This is a genomic window from Arthrobacter rhombi, assembly GCF_039526245.1.
In the GTDB taxonomy this organism is placed as follows: Bacteria; Actinomycetota; Actinomycetes; order Actinomycetales; family Micrococcaceae; genus Arthrobacter_H; species Arthrobacter_H rhombi.
Genome location: NZ_BAAAIV010000003.1, coordinates 1 through 17744 on the forward strand (window position 1 = coordinate 1; position 17744 = coordinate 17744).

11 protein-coding genes are annotated in these 17744 nt (G+C 69.1%); 7 read left to right on the forward strand and 4 right to left on the reverse strand.

Going from position 1 to position 17744, the window contains the following annotated elements; all coding sequences use genetic code 11:
- Positions 1-94 precede the first annotated feature (94 nt).
- Positions 95-487 (forward strand): calcineurin-like phosphoesterase C-terminal domain-containing protein, encoded by a 393-nt coding sequence (locus tag ABD088_RS00985; protein WP_343899481.1) that lies wholly within the window; start codon positions 95-97, stop codon positions 485-487.
- 105 nt (positions 488-592) lie between these two features.
- Here ABD088_RS00985 and ABD088_RS00990 read toward each other — a convergent pair whose 3' ends face one another.
- The 3 genes from ABD088_RS00990 to ABD088_RS01000 form a co-directional block, all read right to left on the reverse strand.
- Positions 593-1105: a DinB family protein gene (locus ABD088_RS00990; protein WP_343899482.1), complete on the reverse strand. Its 513-nt coding sequence runs from the start codon at positions 1103-1105 to the stop codon at positions 593-595.
- Between the two features lie 26 nt (positions 1106-1131).
- Positions 1132-1506: a hypothetical protein gene (locus ABD088_RS00995; RefSeq protein ID WP_343899483.1), complete on the reverse strand. Its 375-nt coding sequence runs from the start codon at positions 1504-1506 to the stop codon at positions 1132-1134.
- A 206-nt stretch (positions 1507-1712) separates the two neighbouring features.
- The gene (locus ABD088_RS01000) at positions 1713-2195 is read right to left on the reverse strand and encodes an SRPBCC family protein (protein ID WP_343899484.1); all 483 of its coding nucleotides are present in this window, start codon (positions 2193-2195) and stop codon (positions 1713-1715) included.
- A gap of 171 nt (positions 2196-2366) precedes the next feature.
- On the opposite strand from ABD088_RS01000, the gene ABD088_RS01005 reads away from it, so the two are divergent.
- From ABD088_RS01005 to ABD088_RS01030, 6 genes are all read left to right on the forward strand, one after another.
- Positions 2367-2636 carry a hypothetical protein gene (locus ABD088_RS01005; protein ID WP_343899485.1) on the forward strand — a complete coding sequence of 90 codons (270 nt, stop codon included), beginning with the start codon at positions 2367-2369 and terminating at the stop codon, positions 2634-2636.
- Between the two features lie 123 nt (positions 2637-2759).
- Positions 2760-13217 (forward strand): amino acid adenylation domain-containing protein, encoded by a 10458-nt coding sequence (locus ABD088_RS01010; protein WP_343899486.1) that lies wholly within the window; start codon positions 2760-2762, stop codon positions 13215-13217.
- A 34-nt stretch (positions 13218-13251) separates the two neighbouring features.
- Positions 13252-13464: an MbtH family protein gene (locus ABD088_RS01015; RefSeq protein WP_343899487.1), complete on the forward strand. Its 213-nt coding sequence runs from the start codon at positions 13252-13254 to the stop codon at positions 13462-13464.
- Positions 13461-14513 (forward strand): ATP-binding cassette domain-containing protein, encoded by a 1053-nt coding sequence (locus ABD088_RS01020; RefSeq protein ID WP_343899489.1) that lies wholly within the window; start codon positions 13461-13463, stop codon positions 14511-14513. Before ABD088_RS01015 ends, ABD088_RS01020 begins: the two co-directional genes overlap by 4 nt.
- On the forward strand, positions 14513-15310 hold the full coding sequence (locus tag ABD088_RS01025) for an ABC transporter permease (protein WP_343899490.1): 798 nt from the start codon (positions 14513-14515) through the stop codon (positions 15308-15310). Before ABD088_RS01020 ends, ABD088_RS01025 begins: the two co-directional genes overlap by 1 nt.
- Before the next feature lie 5 nt (positions 15311-15315).
- The gene (locus tag ABD088_RS01030) at positions 15316-16047 is read left to right on the forward strand and encodes a 4'-phosphopantetheinyl transferase family protein (protein WP_343899491.1); all 732 of its coding nucleotides are present in this window, start codon (positions 15316-15318) and stop codon (positions 16045-16047) included.
- Here the strand turns inward: ABD088_RS01030 and ABD088_RS01035 are convergent.
- Positions 16044-17735, reverse strand: coding sequence for an ABC transporter ATP-binding protein (locus ABD088_RS01035; protein ID WP_343899493.1), 1692 nt, complete (start codon positions 17733-17735; stop codon positions 16044-16046). The two genes, ABD088_RS01030 and ABD088_RS01035, sit on opposite strands and share 4 nt — an antisense overlap.
- Positions 17736-17744: the final 9 nt, after the last annotated feature.

The window sequence follows — 17744 nt, forward strand, 5'->3', positions numbered from 1 at the left end:
GCACTGAGCGCCTGAAAACGTTCACCGAAGGACACAACCGCTACACCACTTCCCGGGACTTGACCCGCGCTACCGCGACTGGTTCAACACCAACGTGGAGAACAAGGGCAAGGCCTCCGCGTTCGAATCACCCCTTGAGGTCAGCCGCAGTGACCTGCAGGACAACACCTGGCTGACGGCCAACGTCTTCATGGGTTCCACCGGTTCGAAGGTGGTTGCCTCGATCGACGGCAAACGGGCCGGCAAGCCCGCCCGGACCCAGCAAATGCAGGGTGAGGCGCAGAACGTCGGTGCCGAATTCAGCGATCCGGCGGCCGCCCAGGTCCAACTGGTCCACGGCGGCAGCCTGGCCGACCGGTCGATGCACCTCTGGCGGCTGCGGCTTCCCGAGTCGCTGAAGCCGGGCAAGCACACCGCGTCGGTCACCACGACGGACGTCCATGGGCGCGACTTCACCGAGAAGCTGGAGTTCACGGTCACGGACTAGGGTCCACATTCGATACGGCGGGGCGCGGCACCGGAAGGTGCCGTGCCCCGCCGTCGTTCATGGTTTCGGCGCCACCTGATCGTCGGCGAAGTGTTCGACGGCCGGCTACACGCCGGTGACGCCGTCGATCCTCTCGCGCAGGAGGTCGGCGTGGCCGCAGTGCCGGGCGTATTCGGCGGTCATGTGCTGGTAGACCCAGCGCAGGCTCACCTCCGTGCCCATGAACGGTGCGGTGTCCGACAGCCGGCGTTCCAGACAGTTAGCCCGCGCAGCCGCAACCTCGTGCTGCCACGCCGAGACGGCGTCGGCAAAGGTGGACGTGGGATCAACTTCGAATCCGCCGTCGTGCCCTTCGGGCGTCTTGCCGTCCGGGTAGATGGACGGGAGGTCCTCACCGGCGAGGACACGGCGGAACCAGTTCCGTTCGACCGCCGCCAGGTGCTGCACCAATCCCTGCAGGCTCAAAGCGGAGGGTTCCACCGGCGTGCTGCGCAGGGCCTGGTCATCAAGGTCCTGGCACTTGAGCAGCAAGGTGGCCCGGTAGTAATCGAGCCACCCGTCCGCTGTCTCGCGTTCGGAAGCGTTCAGGGGAGGCATGCCTCGTTCGGGAATCGTCATGGGCCCATGCTGTCATCCGCCACCGTCTATCTGGCAGCCATCTTCAACTCGATCCACAGCACGGCGTCGGTCAACGGGCGCTGGGCCGCCTTGGCCTGGAGTCGCTGCATCGGCGGAACCGCGGTGTCGATGCAGGCGCCAACATCGGCGGAGACGGCCTGCACGGCAGCGGAGCGTTGGCCGTGCCCCACCTGCTGCGCCCGGCGCTTGACGCCCGTTTCGCCGGCACTGCCTGCGGCACAGGTCGCGATGGCCGCGGTGAATTTCGCGACCGATCCGGAATCGACGCGTGCTGCCATGGTCCGGTACCCGCTGGCGTCGGAGGCGTTGTGCGGGAAGAGCTGCCGCGCGGTGATCTGGACAGTGGTTCCCGTCGGGATCGCGGCCAACCGCTTCATCATCACCGGGTAATGCGTGGCGGATGCGGCCTGGGCACCACCGGCGGCCAGCAGCAGTCCGCCGATCGTGAGCAGGGCAAGCGGAACGGTCGTCAGCAGGGAGCGGAAACTGATGTCGCGGTGTCCTTTCGGGTGGTTACCGGCCGGGATCCCGGACGGAGGAGGGCGGGCAGGTGATCAAACGTATCGCGGACGGCCGCGTGATCGCATCAACTGCGTCGGTCCCCCAGCCTTCGGCGCAAGCCCCGCTCACCGCGTCGCATCACGCCGGCATGAGCTGCGGTGAAGGCCGGGCGGGCCAGCGGGGAAAGCAGCAGCATCCAGCGCCGCGTGGGCCGCACCAGCCACTGGATGTCCACGGTGGTCCGCTCGCCGGCGGCCGGGACCAGGGCGACCCTGCCGATTCCCGCGAGGTCCCCCCCGGCCTCGAATTCGATGAAGTGCGGTGCCTGCACGCGCGTGGGCCGGATCTCCAGATGCAGGGTGTAGCCGAGCCAGGCCCGGAACGCCACGCGGGCCGTGCGGCCGACCAACCCGTCGCCGGCCGCCGGATCGGAAACCACGGCATCGGCGGTGCACTGCGGCCACCAATCGGGCCAGCTCATCCGCGGATCGGCCACCACCGCCCAGACCTGTTCGACGGGTGCGCATACACTCCACCGGCTGTGCAGATCGTACCGGGCAGGAACCATCCCCCAGTGTTTCGGATGGCGGCCGTCCGGGCAACCAGGGCCACCCGGACCAGGTGAGCCGCATCACCCCGGGCCCCTGAATCCAATCCGCCACCGTTCCCCGCTGCGAACCCCCGGCAATGCGATCCGGGGAGCAGCCCCTGACCGCCCATCCACGCAGGAGGAACCACCGTGAAGAAGCACACCGGGAACATCGCCCAGCGCATCGCCGGCGTCGGCACCATCGGGGTACTCGCCGCAGGACTGGCCGTGGTCGCCGCACCCGCCGCTCAGGCCGCCGAGCCGACACCTTCCTCGCCGGCGCTGATCCAGGGCCCCCTGATCGACGGCCCGTTGATCGAGGGTGGCCTGCTGGGTGGGGATGTCCTCTCCGGAGGCCTGCTCAACGGCTCGTTGAACCAGCTCATCCGCGACGCGTTGAAGTTCGGCCAATTCCAGTAGACGCCGGACCACGTCCAGCAGCTCCCACTCCGCGACGCCACCCGCCGCGGGGTGGGAGCGCCCCGTGGTGCCCGGCCATGACCGGCCGGCGCGCCCAGCTCCCGAAGCAAGGATCGTTTCACCATGCCTGAACCCACCCTGCCCGTCTCCCTCCCGCTGACGCCCGCCCAACGCGGCATCTGGTACGCCCAGGTCCTGGACCCGGAGAACCCGCGTTTCCAGATCGCCCAGTATGCGCAGATCGACGGCGACCTGGATACGGGTTTGCTGGGCACCGCAGTGGAACGCATGGTGGCCGAAACCGACGCCCTGAACATGCGGTTCAGCGACGGGGCCGACGGCCCGGTGCAGGTGCCCACCGCCCAGGCGGCCCGCTTGCGGGTGACCGATCTGCGCGCAGCCGGTGCCGACGCCGAGGCACAGGCCCGGGCGCTGATGGACGCTGATCTGGAGCGTCCCCGGGCCGTGGACGGCGATGCCCTGCTGCACCTCGAGGTGTTCCGGGTGGCCGATGAACGCCACCTGTTCTACCAGCGGGTGCACCACCTGATGCTCGACGGCTATTCGGCGGTGCTGATCCTGCAGCGGGTAGCCGCCGGATACTCGGAGCTGATGGGCGACGCCGACGCCGCGGCCGATGGGCACCGCACCGCAGGCACCGCATCGCTGGCCGACCTCGTGGAACATGAGGCGTCCTACGAGGGTTCGGACGCACTGACAGCCGACCACGACTACTGGCAGGACTTCCTGGCGCGCACCGACGGCGGCCATCCGCTGGCCGGCTACCCCGACGGAACGGCGTCCACGATCGTGCGCCATGCCGAGGACCTGCCCGGCGACGTCGTGGCCCGGTTGGGTCAGACGGGGACCGCGCCGGCGATGCTGTTGGCCTCGCTGGCGGTCTACCTGCACAAGATGACCGGCGAACGCACGGTGTCGATCGGCCTGCCGGTTACCGCCCGCCGGGGCAAAATCGCCGCCTCGGTCCCCTCCATGACCTCCAACGTGGTCCCGGTCGCCGTCGAGATCCGCCCGGGAGCCGTGGTGCGCGACGTCGTGGCCGAGGCCGGACGGGCGCTGCGCTCGGCGCTGATCCACCAGCGCTACCGCCTCGGCGCCCACGACGCCGGTCCGCGCTATCTCGGCCCGTCACTGAACATCCTGCCCGTCGTCAGCGGCCTGCGCTTCGGTCCCTCCGTGGCGTCGATGGGCATCCTCTCCACGGGCCCGATCGATGACCTCTCGATCGTGGTCCACGGCCTCCCCCGGGACGCCACGGCCCCCGGGAACAACGACACGGCACCCGCCACGCTGTCCCTGCAGGGCAACGCCGGGCTGTACGACGGCGCTGCCCTGCGATCGCACGCCACGCGACTGCTGCGCCTGGTCACCGCCATGTCCGGGGCACCAGACGCCCAGGTCTCGACCGTCGAGGCCATCAGCGACGCCGAACACCGCATCCTGCTGGACGCCGGGACCGCCGAAAGCCGCACCCTGCCGCAGGGGACCGTCGTCGAGCAGTTCGCCGCCAGCGCGGCAGACCGGGGTGACGCCGTGGCGGTCGTGGCCCAGGACGGGGAGATGACCTTCACCGAACTGGACCACGCCTCCAACCGGCTGGCCCACTACCTCCGCCGTTTCGGCGCCGGCCCGGGAGCCCTGGTGGCGGTACATCTGGAACGCTCCACCAACCTGGCGGTCTCCCTGTTGGCCGTGCTGAAGTCGGGGGCCGGCTACGTCCCGGTCGATCCCGATTACCCGCCGGCCCGCGTCGATGCCATGCTCCACGCCTCCGAACCCGCAGTCACGCTGACGTCCGCCGCCCTCGCGGCCCGTGAGGGCGAGCCCCTGCCCGGCCACACCATCGCCGTCGATTCGCCCCTGGTCGTCTCGGTGCTGGCCACCAAACCGGAGACCGCGCCGCTCCCGGCTCCCGGCCCGGATGACCTGGCCTACGTGATCTTCACTTCGGGTTCAACGGGTACCCCCAAGGGGGTCGCGATCGAGCACCGGTCGCTGACCAACTTGTTCCTGGCCCACCGGGCGTCCCTCTTCGAACCGGCAGCCCAGCGGTTGGGGCGGCCGCTACGCGTAGCCCACACCGCCGGCATCTCCTTTGACGCGTCCTGGGATCCGATGCTGTGGCTGCTCGCCGGGCACGAGCTGCACATCGTGGACAACCTCACCCGGAGGGATCCGCAGGCGCTGTCGACCTTCATCGAGGCTGCCGGCATCGACGCCATCGAGACGACCCCCTCCTTCGTGCACGCACTGATCGAGCATGGTCTGCTCGAGGAGCCGGCGCCCGACGTCATCGCGCTCGGCGGCGAGGCGGTCGACGCCGAGCTGTGGTCGACGCTGGCCGCGCACCCCGCCGTGCACGCCTTCAACTTCTATGGCCCCACGGAAACCACTGTCGACAGCCTGACCGCTCCGATCCACTCCGCCGACGAGCCGCATCTGGGATCCCCTGTCGCCAACACCCGCCAGTACGTCCTGGACTCCGGACTGAGCCCGGTGCCGCCGGGAGCCGTCGGCGAGCTCTACCTCGCCGGCACCAACGTCGCCCGCGGCTACCTGGGCCGCCCCGAGCTCAGCTCCGAGCGCTTCGTCGCCGACCCGTACGGCCAGCCCGGGGAGCGCATGTACCGGACGGGGGACGTCGTGCGTCGCTCCCGGGAACGCGGTATCGAATTCCTGGGACGCTCCGATGACCAGATCAAGATCCGTGGCTTCCGCGTCGAGCTGCCGGAGATCGAGGCGTCACTGCGCGCCCAGCCCGGCGTCAGCGGTGCCGCCGTCATCGCCACCCAGAACAAGGCGGGATTCGACCGGCTCTCCGCCTACGCCACGGGCCAGGACATCGAGGCCACCCAACTGCGCGAGGCCCTGCGCGGAAGCCTCCCCGACTACATGGTGCCCGCGTCCATCGACGTGCTGGACTCCATCCCGCTGACCGTGAACGGCAAGCTCGACAAACGCGCCCTTCCCGCGCCGGCCGAGAACCGGGCCGGCACCCGGCCGCGCTCCGATGCCGAGCGCGCCGTCGCCGCGGCCTTCGCGGAGGTCCTGGACCTCGAGGAGGTCGGCGTGGAGGACGACTTCTTCGAACTCGGTGGACACTCGCTGCTGGCCACGCGCCTGCTGGCCGAATTGACCGAACGGCTCGGATCCGCCCCGTCCTTGCGTGAGGTCTTCCAGCACCCGACGGTCGCTGGCCTGGCCGCCCGCTGTGGGGCCACCACGCCGGACGTCCCGGCACTGGCAGCACACCCGCGACCGGACCGACTGCCCCTGTCGGCCGGACAGGCCCGGCTCTGGTTCATCAACCAGCTGGACCCCACCGACGGCAGCTACAACATCCCCGTGGTGTTGCGCCTGCGGGGCCGGCTCGACGCCGTGGCCCTGCGCCGCGCGGTCAACGATGTCGTGGCCCGCCATGAGGTGCTGCGCACCATCTACCCGCACGGCGGGAACGACGCCGGATCCCCCGAGGCGGGCATCGACACCACCGCGGGCCCGGCACAACAGGTGCTCCCCGCCGATCGCGTCACCGTGGACATGCCGCGGGTCCAGGCCACGGAGGCCACCGCGCAGGCGGCCATCGCCGCCGCTTCGGCCCGCGGCTTCGACCTCACCACCGAGCTCCCGTTGCGTGCCGCGCTCTTCGGACTCGACGCCGACTCCCACATCCTGCTGCTGAGCATCCATCACATCGCCGCCGATGGCTGGTCCATGGCCCCGCTCGCCGAGGACCTCTCACTCGCCTACAACGCACGACTGGCGGGAAACGCACCCGACGCCGCCGCCCTGCGCGTCCAGTACGCCGACTACACACTGTGGCAACAGGAACTGCTGGGACAGGCAGCGGATCCCGCCAGCACCCTGGCCGAACAGCTGGCCTTCTGGACCGGCGAACTGGCTGGCGCTCCGGCGCAACTGGGCCTCCCCGGCGCAGTGGGTTCCGACGCCTCCGCCGTGACGGCCGCCGGGACCGTCGGGCAGGAACCCGTGCACATCGATGCCGCGACGGCGACGCTGCTCCGGGGTCTGGGACGCGACCACCGTGCCAGCCTGTTCATGGTGCTGCAGGCCGGGTTCGCCGCGACGCTGACCCGGATGGGAGCCGGCGATGACCTGCCCATTGGCACTCCGGTCGCCGGGCGGACGGACCCGGCACTGGAACAACTCGTGGGATTCTTCGTCAACACCGTGGTCCTGCGCACCCGGACCGGCGGCAACCCCACGGCAGCGGATCTCATCGAACGGGTCCGGGACACCAACTTGCGCGCCTATGCCCATCAGGACGCACCCTTCGACCACGTCGTCGAGGCCATCCGGCCCGAACGCATCGAGGGCGTCAACCCGCTCTTCCAGGTCATGCTGACACTCCAGAGCGGTTCCACCCCCGCCATCACCATGGACGGCCTGGACGTGGCCGCCGAACCAAACCCCGAATCAGGAGGCTCGAAATTCGATCTCCTGCTGGATCTGGCCGAGGACTCCGGGACCGGCAACGACCAGGCCAACGGCGGGGCACTGTCCGGCGGACTTTCCTTCGACCCGCGGCGGATCGACTCATCCGTCGCCCGCGGCCTGGCACGGCGCTTCGAGCAACTCATCGTCGCCATGGCCCACGCCCCCGGCACCGCCTTGGGAGACCTCCCACTGCTTCTCGAGGGCGAAGCGGAGGCCCTCGAACTCCATGCCTCCGGCGCCACCCAGACCGACGGCCCCCAGACCCTCCCCGAGGCCTTTGCGGCAACGGCCGCCGCGCATCCCACGGCCACGGCCGCCAGCGACCCGGACCGCGCACTGGACTTCGCGGAACTTGCCGCCCACGTGGATGCCCTGGCACGCGGACTCGCCGCCGTGGGTGTACGCCCCGGCGACCGGGTGGCCTCCGTCCTGCCGCGCAGCGTCGACGTTCCCGCCCTGACCCTGGCCGTGCTGCGCTCCGGTGCCGTTTTGGTCCCGATCGACGCGACCTACCCTGCCGGGCGCATCGCCCGGATCCTCGATGACAGTGCGCCGGCAGTCATCGTGGGCACAGCCGACGTACGGTCCGGCGATGGATCCGCTGGCGATCCGTCCTCGTCCGGGCGCCTCGGGATCCGGGAACTGTTGGATGCCGGGCGGGAGGACGACGCTCCTGCCCCGCACCCCGTGCGCTCCGAAGACCCCGCCTACATCGTCTACACCTCCGGCTCCACGGGAACACCGAAGGGCGTCATGGTCCAGCACGGTGCCCTCGCCAACCTCTTCGTGCACCACTCGATGACCCTCTTCGCGGACACCGAACCGCTGGGGGCCACGGTCGGGCACATCGCCGGGCTGGGCTTCGACGCTGCCTGGGACCCCATGCTGTGGATGGTCGCCGGTGCACATCTGCTCATGGTCCCCGACGACGTACGCGCCAATGCCGAGGAACTCGTGCAACTGGTCGCGGAGCAGGGCATCACCGTCTTGGAGACCACCCCGTCCTATGCGCGCCAGCTGCTCTCGATGGGACTGGCGGCTCCCGCAACAGGATCCCGGATGAGCCTCGCCCTCGGTGGCGAACAGGTCCCGCAAGAGCTGTGGTACGACCTGGCAGAACACCCTGGTCTGATTGCGCACAACCTCTATGGGCCCACCGAATTCGCCGTGGACTCGATCACCAGCCCGATCAGGCCGGGAACCGTCACCATCGGCCGCCCGGCCGCCAACATCCACGCCCGCGTCCTGGATGCGAGGCTCCGCCCGGTTCCGGCCGGCGTCGTCGGCGAGCTGTACCTCTCGGGAGCCGGGGCCGCCGTCGGATACGTGAACCGGCCCCGCGAGACCTCCGCATCGTTCGTGGCGGACCCTTGGCTCGACGGTGGACGCATGTACCGCACCGGCGACCTGGTGCGCGGCAACGCCGACGGCACCCTGTCCTTCGTGGAACGTGCCGATAGCCAGGTCAAGATCCGCGGCTTCCGCATCGAACCCGGGGAAATCGAACGAGTCATCGCATCGGGCCCGGGCGTGACCCACGCCGCCGTCGTCGCCGACACCGGCCGCGGCCGGATCACGGCCTACGTGGTCGGTTCCGGCAACCACGACACGTGGCGCCAGCACGCCGCACGCCACCTTCCCTCCTATATGGTCCCCGGTTTCTGGGTCGGGATGGAGGACATCCCGCTCACCGCCCACGGCAAGCTGGACCGGGCCGCCCTGCCCGAACCGACCACCACCGCCCCGATCGCCGGACGCGCACCGACGACCGAGACCGAACGCCTGGTCTGTGCCGCCTTCGCCGGGGTCCTCGGCGTCGACGAGGTCCCCCTGGACGGCAACTTCTTCGAGCTCGGCGGACACTCCCTGCTGGCAGTGTCCCTCTCCGCAGCACTGCGCAGCGCTTGCGGCATCGAAATGCCCTTGCGCACGCTCTTCGAGGCGCCCACCCCTGCGGGCATCATCGAGCGCACCACCCCATCCGACGCCATCGTCCGGTCGGGAAAGGGGACGGGAGCTGCACGTGAGGATGATCGCCAACCGGTCCCCCGCCCCCTCGAATGGCTGGCCGCCGCCCCGGAACGGCCCGAACGGCTGCCGCTCTCGTGGGCGCAGCGACGCATGTTCTTCCTGAACCAGCTCGATCCCGGCAACGCCGAATACAACATCTCCCTGGCCGTCCGACTGACCGGCGCCCTGGACCGTGAGGCGCTCGACGCGGCGTTGGCCGACGTGGTGCACCGCCACGAAGTACTGCGCACCATCTACTCCGCCGACGGCGCCGAACCCGAACAACAGGTGCTCGACGCCGTGGCGACCGGCGACATCCTGGGGCACGAACGCGCGGAGTCCGCCGGGAAGCTCCGCGGAGCCTTGGCCCGCGGGGCAAGAACCGGTTTCGATCTACGCACCGACCTCCCGCTGCGGGCGAATCTCATCGAGACCGGTCACGGCGAGCATGTCCTGCATCTGGTCATCCACCACATCGCCTCGGACGGCGCTTCACTGCAGCCATTGGCCCGTGACATCTCCACCGCTTATGCTGCCCGACTCGGCGGCTCCGGTCCCGCATGGACCGATCTCTCCCTGCAGTACGCCGACTATGCCCTGTGGCAGCGCGACGCCCGACAGGACGACGAGAATCTCGCAGAACGACTCAAGAGCTGGGCCGATGACCTGGCGGATGCCCCTGATGAGCTCGAACTGCCCACCGACGGGCACCGCGCTCCCGAGGCCCGCCAACCGGCAGCACAAGCACGCTTCACCCTCGACGCCCACACCACCGCAGAGCTGTCGCGACTGGCCTCGCGGCACAACGCCAGCCTCTTCATGGCCCTGCACGCGGTGTTGGGCGGCTACCTCACCCGGCTCGGAGCCGGCGAGCGCATCGTCATCGGCTCCCCCACCGCGGGTCGCCCCGACCCCGAACTCGAGCAGATCGTCGGCTTCTTCGTGAACACGCTGCCAATCACCATCGACCATTCCTCGCGGCCAACCCTCGACGCGGCCATCTCCCTGGCCCGCACCGCAGTGCTCGACGCCTTCGACCGGGACACAGTGCCCTTCGAACGACTGGTGGAGGCAGTGAACCCACCACGGGAACTCGGGCGACACCCGCTGTTCCAGACGATGCTCACCTACGAGGCGGAACCCCCGGCAGCACTCGAGCTCCCCGGGCTCGAGGTCTCCATCGAGAACGAGGACGGGTCGGGGTCCGCCAAATTCGACCTCTCGTTCACCTTCACTCGATGTGACGACGGCTCCCTGGCCGTGACCCTCGAATACAACTCCTCGTTGTTCAGCCACCAGGCGATCGACCGGATGACGGACCAGCTGCTTCGCTTTGCGAACACTGCCGCGCTTCGGCCGGAAGCCGCCTTGGATGAGCTGGACCTGCTCGACGCCGCGGAGGAGACGTCGCTGCAGGCTGCCACGGCGAATCCTGCTCCGCCGGAAGCCGGCGCCGTCTGGCACGGAATCCTCGATGACCTCGACGAGACGATCGCCCGGCACGGCGGACTCACCGCCGTTGTCTCCGCAGACCGCCGCCTCACGTTCGCGGACCTCGATGCCGGGGCCTCCCGCATTGCCGACGCACTCGCCACCGCTGGTGTCGGGCCGGGTGATGTGGTGTCCCTGCTGCTGCCCCGCGACGAACTTCAGCCGGTCGCCGTGGTGGGTACGTTACGCACCGGTGCCGCTGGCAACCCCATCGATGCCGAGTACCCCGACGGCCGGATCACTGACATCCTCACCGATGCGACCCCCGCCGTCGTCCTCACGTCCCGGACCTTGGAAGAACGAGCCCGGACGGCGCTGGTCACTTCCGGATCCGCCGCCACCTTGCTGTTCATCGAGGACCTGCTGGCACGGAATGGTGGTTCCCCTGCCGGGGCCTTCCCGCAACCGACCCCCGAGGATTTGGCCTATGTGCTCTTCACCTCGGGCTCGACCGGACGTCCCAAGGGTGTCGAGGTCAGCCACGGGGCATTGGCCAATTTGCTGCGCAGCCACCGGACGATGCTCTTCCCCACCACATCCCCCACCGAGGCGCAGTCGCACCTCAGGGTTGCCCATACCACCGGCTTGGGCTTCGATGCCGCCTGGGATCCGTTCCTGTGGATGGTCGCCGGTCACGAGCTCCACCTCATCGGGGCCGACACCCGGCGCGACCCGCAGGCACTGGCCGACTACCTCGACCACGAGGACATCGGCGTGTGGGAGAGCACCCCCTCGCACGTGCGCCTGCTGCTGTCCCAACCGGGATTCCAGCGCCTGCTGGAACGCTCGGGAACCGATGGCAACGCGCGCCTTCATCTGGCCCTGGGCGGGGAGGCGTTCGACGCCGACCTCTGGGAGCGCCTCGCCACCCACGACGGCGTGGTGGCCCACAACCTCTACGGCCCCACCGAGGCCACCGTGGACGCCCTGCTGGCCCGGGTCAGCTCCGGAACCACGCCCCATCTCGGCTCCCCGGTCGCGGGGACGGCGGCCTATGTCCTGGACTCCCGGTTGCGCCACGTTCCGCCGGGCGCCACCGGCGAGCTATATCTCTCCGGCACCGGTCTGGCCCGTGGCTATCGTGGACGTACCGCGTTGACGGCCGAACGCTTCATCGCGGACCCCCACGGGGGATCCGGTGCGCGAATGTACCGCACGGGCGATCTCGTCACCCGGCAAGCCGACGGCACGATGGCCTTCCGTGGACGCAACGACGACCAGGTCAAGATCCGCGGTCAACGCGTCGAACCAGGAGAGATCGCCAGGTCCCTACGCGCCGTCCACGGTGTCGCCCAGGCGCTGGTGGTCGCTGACGGGGTCCCGCCCACGCAGCGCCTCGTGGCCTACGTCGTCGCCGTGGACGACGGGCCGGCAGCTGCCGGTTTCGTCGACACCCTGCGGCGCGAGGCCGCCTCGACACTGCCGGCCTACATGGTCCCGGCGGTCTTCGTGCAGGTCCCGGGCATCCCGTTGACCCCCCACGGAAAGCCCGACCTGCGCCGGCTTCCAGAGCCCTCGGCTTCCGCTTCCACCGGTGGGCGACCACCGAGCACGCCGCACGAGGCCGCCGTCGCCACGATCTTCGCCGACGTGCTCGGCGCCGAGCGGGTCGGGGTCGACGAGTCGTTCTTCGACCTCGGAGGACACTCGTTCGTGGCGCAGGAACTCATCTCCCGCGTCAACGACGCGCTCGGCGCCGATCTGGCAGTCCAAACGCTCTTCCGTGCCCCCACCGTGGAAGCCCTGGTCCACGAGGCCGGGCGGGGTGCCGGGGAATCCGTGGCCGACAGCCTGCGGCCGCTGCTACCGCTGCGCACCAGCGGCACCCTCGATCCCCTGTTCGCGGTGCACCCCGCCAGCGGCGTCGCCTGGGGCTACTCCGCCATGCTGCGACACCTGGATTCCGGGCGTCCGCTCTATGGCCTGCAGCTGCCCGGAATGGCACCCGATGAAGCCGACCCGTGGACCGCTGAGACGCTGACCGGGTTGGTGGACCTCTACATTGCAGAGATCCGCACGGTCCAGGCGCACGGCCCCTACCGCCTGCTCGGCTGGTCCTTCGGCGGCAATGTGGTCCAGCGTCTGGCAACCAGGTTGCAGGAGCTGGGCGAGGAGGTCTGCCTGTTGGCGATCCTCGACGCCTATCCCAGCCGCCAGGACGAGAATGCCGACGTCGGTGACGGCGGTGCGGGGACGCTGCTGGCCAACTTCCTGGACGCGGTGGGCCACCCAGTTCCCGACGACGGTACCGAGCTCACCGGCGAGCGCGCCCTGGAGGTGTTGCGGGAGAACGGCAATCCACTCGGAGCGGTGCCCATGGCATCCCTCGAAGCCATGATGGCGAACTTCGGGCGTCTGGCGCAGTTGATCCGCGAGGCCCCCGTGGTGCCCTTCAGCGGGGACCTGCACTTCTTCACCGCCACCCAGGACGTCCCGCAGGACCGGCCCGACGCCGGCGACTGGGCGCCCTATGTGACGGGAACGATCATCGATACCGACGTTCCCGAACGGCACTCCCAGCTACTGAGCGAACGTGCCCTTGCTCACATCATGCCGGTCTTGGCAAACCTTCTGGTCGCCCGCCCCGAAGACCATGCGTAAGAAGGAAACGCCCTGCAGTACCAAGGAGAGTGACATGGTCAACCCATTCGACGATGAGTCAGCACAGTTCCGCGTCCTGGTGAACGAACGCCAGCAACATTCGCTGTGGCCCTCGTTTGCCGATGTGCCCGAGGGCTGGGTGGTCATGCATGGTCCGGATGCACGTGAGACCTGCTTGGACTACGTCGAACGCAACTGGGCAGACATCACCCCGCAGCATGCCGGTGAACTGGCCGCCTCGCAGTGATACGCCTCGAGGCAGTCACCCAGGCCTACGGCTCATTCCGTGCCCTCGATGGGCTCAGCCTCTCGGCGGGGCCGGGCGAGGTGCTGGGCTTGCTGGGTCCCAACGGCTCGGGCAAGACGACCGCCGTCAAGGTCATTTCCACGCTGCTGACCCCGAACTCCGGTGTCGTGACCGTCAATGGGCACAACGCCGCCACCGCACCGGACGCCGTCCGAAGGTCCATCGGTTTGTCGGGCCAGTACGCCGCAGTCGATGAGAAGCTCACCGGCTACGAGAACCTCCACATGGTGGGCCGTCTCTACGGGCTTTCCCGCCGCGACGCCGCGACCCGCGCCCGCGAACTGCTGGAGCATTTCCGGCTGGAAGCAGTCGCAGGCAAGCGCGCCGGACAATACTCCGGTGGCATGCGCCGGCGGCTGGACCTGGCCGGGGCGCTCGTGGCACGCCCACCGGTTGTCATCCTCGACGAACCGACCACCGGGCTGGACCCGCGCGGCCGGATGGACACCTGGAGCGCCGTGCGCTCGTTGTCCGCCGACGGCACCTGCGTCCTGCTGACCACCCAATATCTTGAGGAAGCCGACCAATTGGCCGACAACATCGCAGTCCTGGACGCCGGGCGCGTGATCGCCGAGGGAACTGCCCAGGAGCTGAAGGACCGCGCCGGCTCCGCGCGCATCGACGTCGTGACCGCCAACAGCACCGACGGCGAACGCGCCGCACGCGTGCTCGAACGCGCCAGCGGGAACACCGAACCCGCAGTGGTCGACGCCGGCGGAAACCGGCTGGGAGTCCCCGCACCCCGCGGGGAGGCCACCTTGGCCGCGGCCCTTGCCGAGCTCGCCGCGGCGGGGATCCCCGTGGCCGAGATCTCCCTGCGACGCCCCACCCTCGACGACGTTTTCCTCCGCCTCACCGGCGCCAGCGCGTCCAGCGCGGCGCCCGCAGACCCAGCGGATGGCGACGACGACACGAGCGCGGACCACCACACCCCGCTACCGGTCGGAGTTGCCGTCGGCGGTCGCGGCCGCCAGGAGGTGGGCAGCTGATGTCAGTCCTCGTCTCCGCAGGCGTCGATAGCGCCGTCATCGCCCACCGCAACCTGCTCAATTCGTGGCGCACCCCCGGCGCTCTCATTACCGGGATCGTCCAACCAATCATCTTCGTCCTGCTGCTGGCCTTCGTCTTCGGTGGACGGCTCGGCGGCGATTCCTACCGCGAATTCCTCATCGGCGGGATCCTTGCCCAGACCCTGACCTTCAACTCCTCCTTCACCGCTGTCTACCTGGCCAAGGACCTGCAGCTGGGGCTGATCGACAGGTTCCGTTCCCTGCCCATGTCACGGGTGGCCGTGATCCTGGGCCGAACGACGGCGGACCTGGCCACCAGCGTCATGTCGATGGCCGTCATCCTGGTCTGCGGACTGGCCATCGGCTGGCGGGTGGAGACCGGGCCCTGGCCGGCTCTCGGGGCGGTCGCCCTGCTGCTGGCGTTCACGTTCGCGGTGTCGTGGATCGGCGCCGTGATTGCCCTGACCGCCCGCAGCGTTGAGGTCGCCCAGAGCCTGGGATTGATCTGGCTCTTCCCGGTCACGTTCATCTCGGGAGCCTTCGTCCCGCTGTCCTCCTTGCCAGGAGTGCTGCGCACCATCGCGGAGTGGAACCCGGTCACTGCCGTGGCCACTGCGGTGCGCGACCTCTTCGGCAACGGCCTGCCACCGGGATTCGACATGGGGAGCAGCTGGCCACTGCTGCACCCCGTCGCCTACGCGCTGTTCAGCTGCGTCGCCATCATCATGGTCTTCGCCCCGTTGGCGGTGTGGCAGTACCGCCGGATCGGGCGCTGAGCCGGATGCCCAGCGGTACCGCACCACCGGCCGTCCTCCAGGCGATCGCGCACGTCGGGGAGTTCACGGCGGCTGCCGCGGAACGCGGTGGCCTGCACCGGTTCGTTTCCACCGCCGATTTGGTCTCCGCCGGACGTCTTACCGACCCCGAGGACGGTGCGCGAGCACTCGCCGCTCGCGCCTTGGCCCGCCTGCTCAGTGCCCGGGTCCTTGGCCTACCGCCGATCAAGGCCGCCGGGCTCACCGCACATGCAGCACCCTGCCGCTCGTGCGGAGGTACGCATGGGAAGCCAGGCCTGACGGGGGTGGCCGTCAACTGGTCACGCTCGGGAGCCTGGGTCATGGCTGCCGCCGCGGCTCCGGCTGCCGGGCAGCTGGGAGTGGACATCGAGCGCGTCCCCGACCACCTGTTCGATGGCTTCGACGCACAGAGCCTGTCGCCGGACGAACGCTCGTCTCTTTCCTCGAGTGACCTCGGCGGCCGGATACGGCTGTGGGTCGCCAAGGAGGCCCTGCTCAAAGCCTGCGGATACGGGCTGTCCATTCCGCCGGCGGCCGTGCGCACCACCCGTGTTCCGGGAATCGACCCCGCACATGCAAACGGGGCCGACACCCGTGCACTGGACGGATTGTCAGTGCACGAGGTGCCGGCCCCGGAGGGTTATGCTGCTGCAGTTTCCTGCAGTAACCAGCTTCAGCTGCGGGCCGTGGTCCCGAACCGCCTGTTTTCCAGCTAGGCGACTGCTGGCGGAAGCATCAGCCCGGCTCCGGGAATCGCATCCAGCAACGAGCGCGTGTACTCGGTCTGCGGAGCATCGAAGACGTCGTCGGTGCTGCCCGTCTCGACGAGCTTGCCCTTCTCCATGACGCAGACCCGGTCGGCGATCTGGCGCACCACTGCCAGGTCGTGGGTGATGAACAGATAGCTGAGCCCCAGTTCGGACTGCAGGTCAGCCAGCAGGTTCAGCACCTGGGCCTGTACCAGCACGTCCAGCGCGGACACTGCCTCATCGCAGATCACCACTTCGGGATCCAACGCCAGTGCGCGCGCAATGGCCACGCGCTGGCGTTGGCCACCGGAGAGCTCATTCGGGAAGCGCTGCATCATCGATGCCGGCAGGGCGACCTGGTCCAACAGGGCCCTGACCTTCGCCTCCCGCTCCTTCCGGGTGCCGATGCGGTGGACCCGCAAGGGCTCCTCGATGGTACGGAAGATGTTGTACATCGGATCCAGTGAACCGAAGGGGTCCTGGAAGATCGGCTGCACCCGGCGCCGGAAGGCGAACATCTCCTTGCGCGAGAGCGACGTGAGATCGACGCCGTCGAACAGGATGCTTCCCTCGGAGGCATCCTCCAGGCCCAGGACCATCCTCGCAACGGTGGACTTGCCCGAGCCGGACTCCCCGACCACGGCCGTCGTCGTGCCACGCTTGATCGAGAACGACACGTCATCCACGGCACGGAACTCGGTCGATTTGCCGAGCTCGCCGCGGATCTTGTAGTTCTTCACCAGGTTCCGGACCTCGATGACATCGTCGGCGGCCGGGTTTTGTTCGGTGACCAGCACATCGTCGGATTCCACCCCCCGTTCCTTGGCGGACTCGATCCGGCGTGATGCCAGGGAAGGAGCCGAGGACACCAGGCGCTGCGTATACGGGTGACGCGGATTGGTCAGCAGCTCGACGGCGGGGCCGGCTTCCACGACCTGGCCCTTGTACATGACGATCACCTTGTGCGCGCGTTCCGCCGCCAGCCCCAGATCATGGGTGATCAGCAGCACGGCGGTACCCAGATCGGTGGTCATGGTGTCCAGATGGTCAAGGATCTGGCGTTGGACGGTGACATCCAGGGCCGACGTCGGCTCGTCGGCGATGAGCAACCGCGGACGGCACGAGAGCCCGATCGCGATCAGGGCACGTTGGCGCATGCCGCCGGAGAACTCGTGCGGGTACTGGTTCGCCCGTTCCTCCGCCCGCGGCAGGCCGGCCTCGGTCAGGACCTGGGCCACATCCTTTTTCTGGTGCGGCAGACCGTTGGCACGCAAGGTCTCCTTGACCTGGAAGCCGATGTTCCAGACCGGGTTCAGGTTGGACATCGGGTCCTGCGGCACCATGCCGATGGAGGAACCGCGCAATTCGACCATCCGCTTCTCGGAGGCGTGGGTGATGTCCTCGCCGTCGAAGATCATGGAACCGCTGGCGACCCGGCCATTGCGGGGCAACAGTCCGATGGCCGCCAACGCTGTCGTGGACTTGCCCGATCCCGACTCCCCGACGATCGCCACGGTTTCACCGGGCAGGATGGTCAGGTTGGCCTTGCGCACCGCGTCGACGTCGCCGTTGGCGGTCCTGAAGCTGATCGCCAGATCACGCAGCTCCAGCAGCGGACGGGGCATGGAGGCCTCGTCGATGGTTTCAGTAGTCATGGTTTCACC

Coding starts and splice junctions, on each gene's coding strand:
- ABD088_RS00990 (WP_343899482.1), bottom strand. CDS start 1,105: ATGACGATTCCCGAACGAGGCATGCCTCCCCTGAACGCTTCCGAACGC.
- ABD088_RS00995 (WP_343899483.1), bottom strand. CDS start 1,506: ATGATGAAGCGGTTGGCCGCGATCCCGACGGGAACCACTGTCCAGATC.
- ABD088_RS01000 (WP_343899484.1), bottom strand. CDS start 2,195: ATGGTTCCTGCCCGGTACGATCTGCACAGCCGGTGGAGTGTATGCGCA.
- ABD088_RS01010 (WP_343899486.1), top strand. CDS start 2,760: ATGCCTGAACCCACCCTGCCCGTCTCCCTCCCGCTGACGCCCGCCCAA.
- ABD088_RS01015 (WP_343899487.1), top strand. CDS start 13,252: ATGGTCAACCCATTCGACGATGAGTCAGCACAGTTCCGCGTCCTGGTG.
- ABD088_RS01025 (WP_343899490.1), top strand. CDS start 14,513: ATGTCAGTCCTCGTCTCCGCAGGCGTCGATAGCGCCGTCATCGCCCAC.
- ABD088_RS01030 (WP_343899491.1), top strand. CDS start 15,316: ATGCCCAGCGGTACCGCACCACCGGCCGTCCTCCAGGCGATCGCGCAC.
- ABD088_RS01035 (WP_343899493.1), bottom strand. CDS start 17,735: ATGACTACTGAAACCATCGACGAGGCCTCCATGCCCCGTCCGCTGCTG.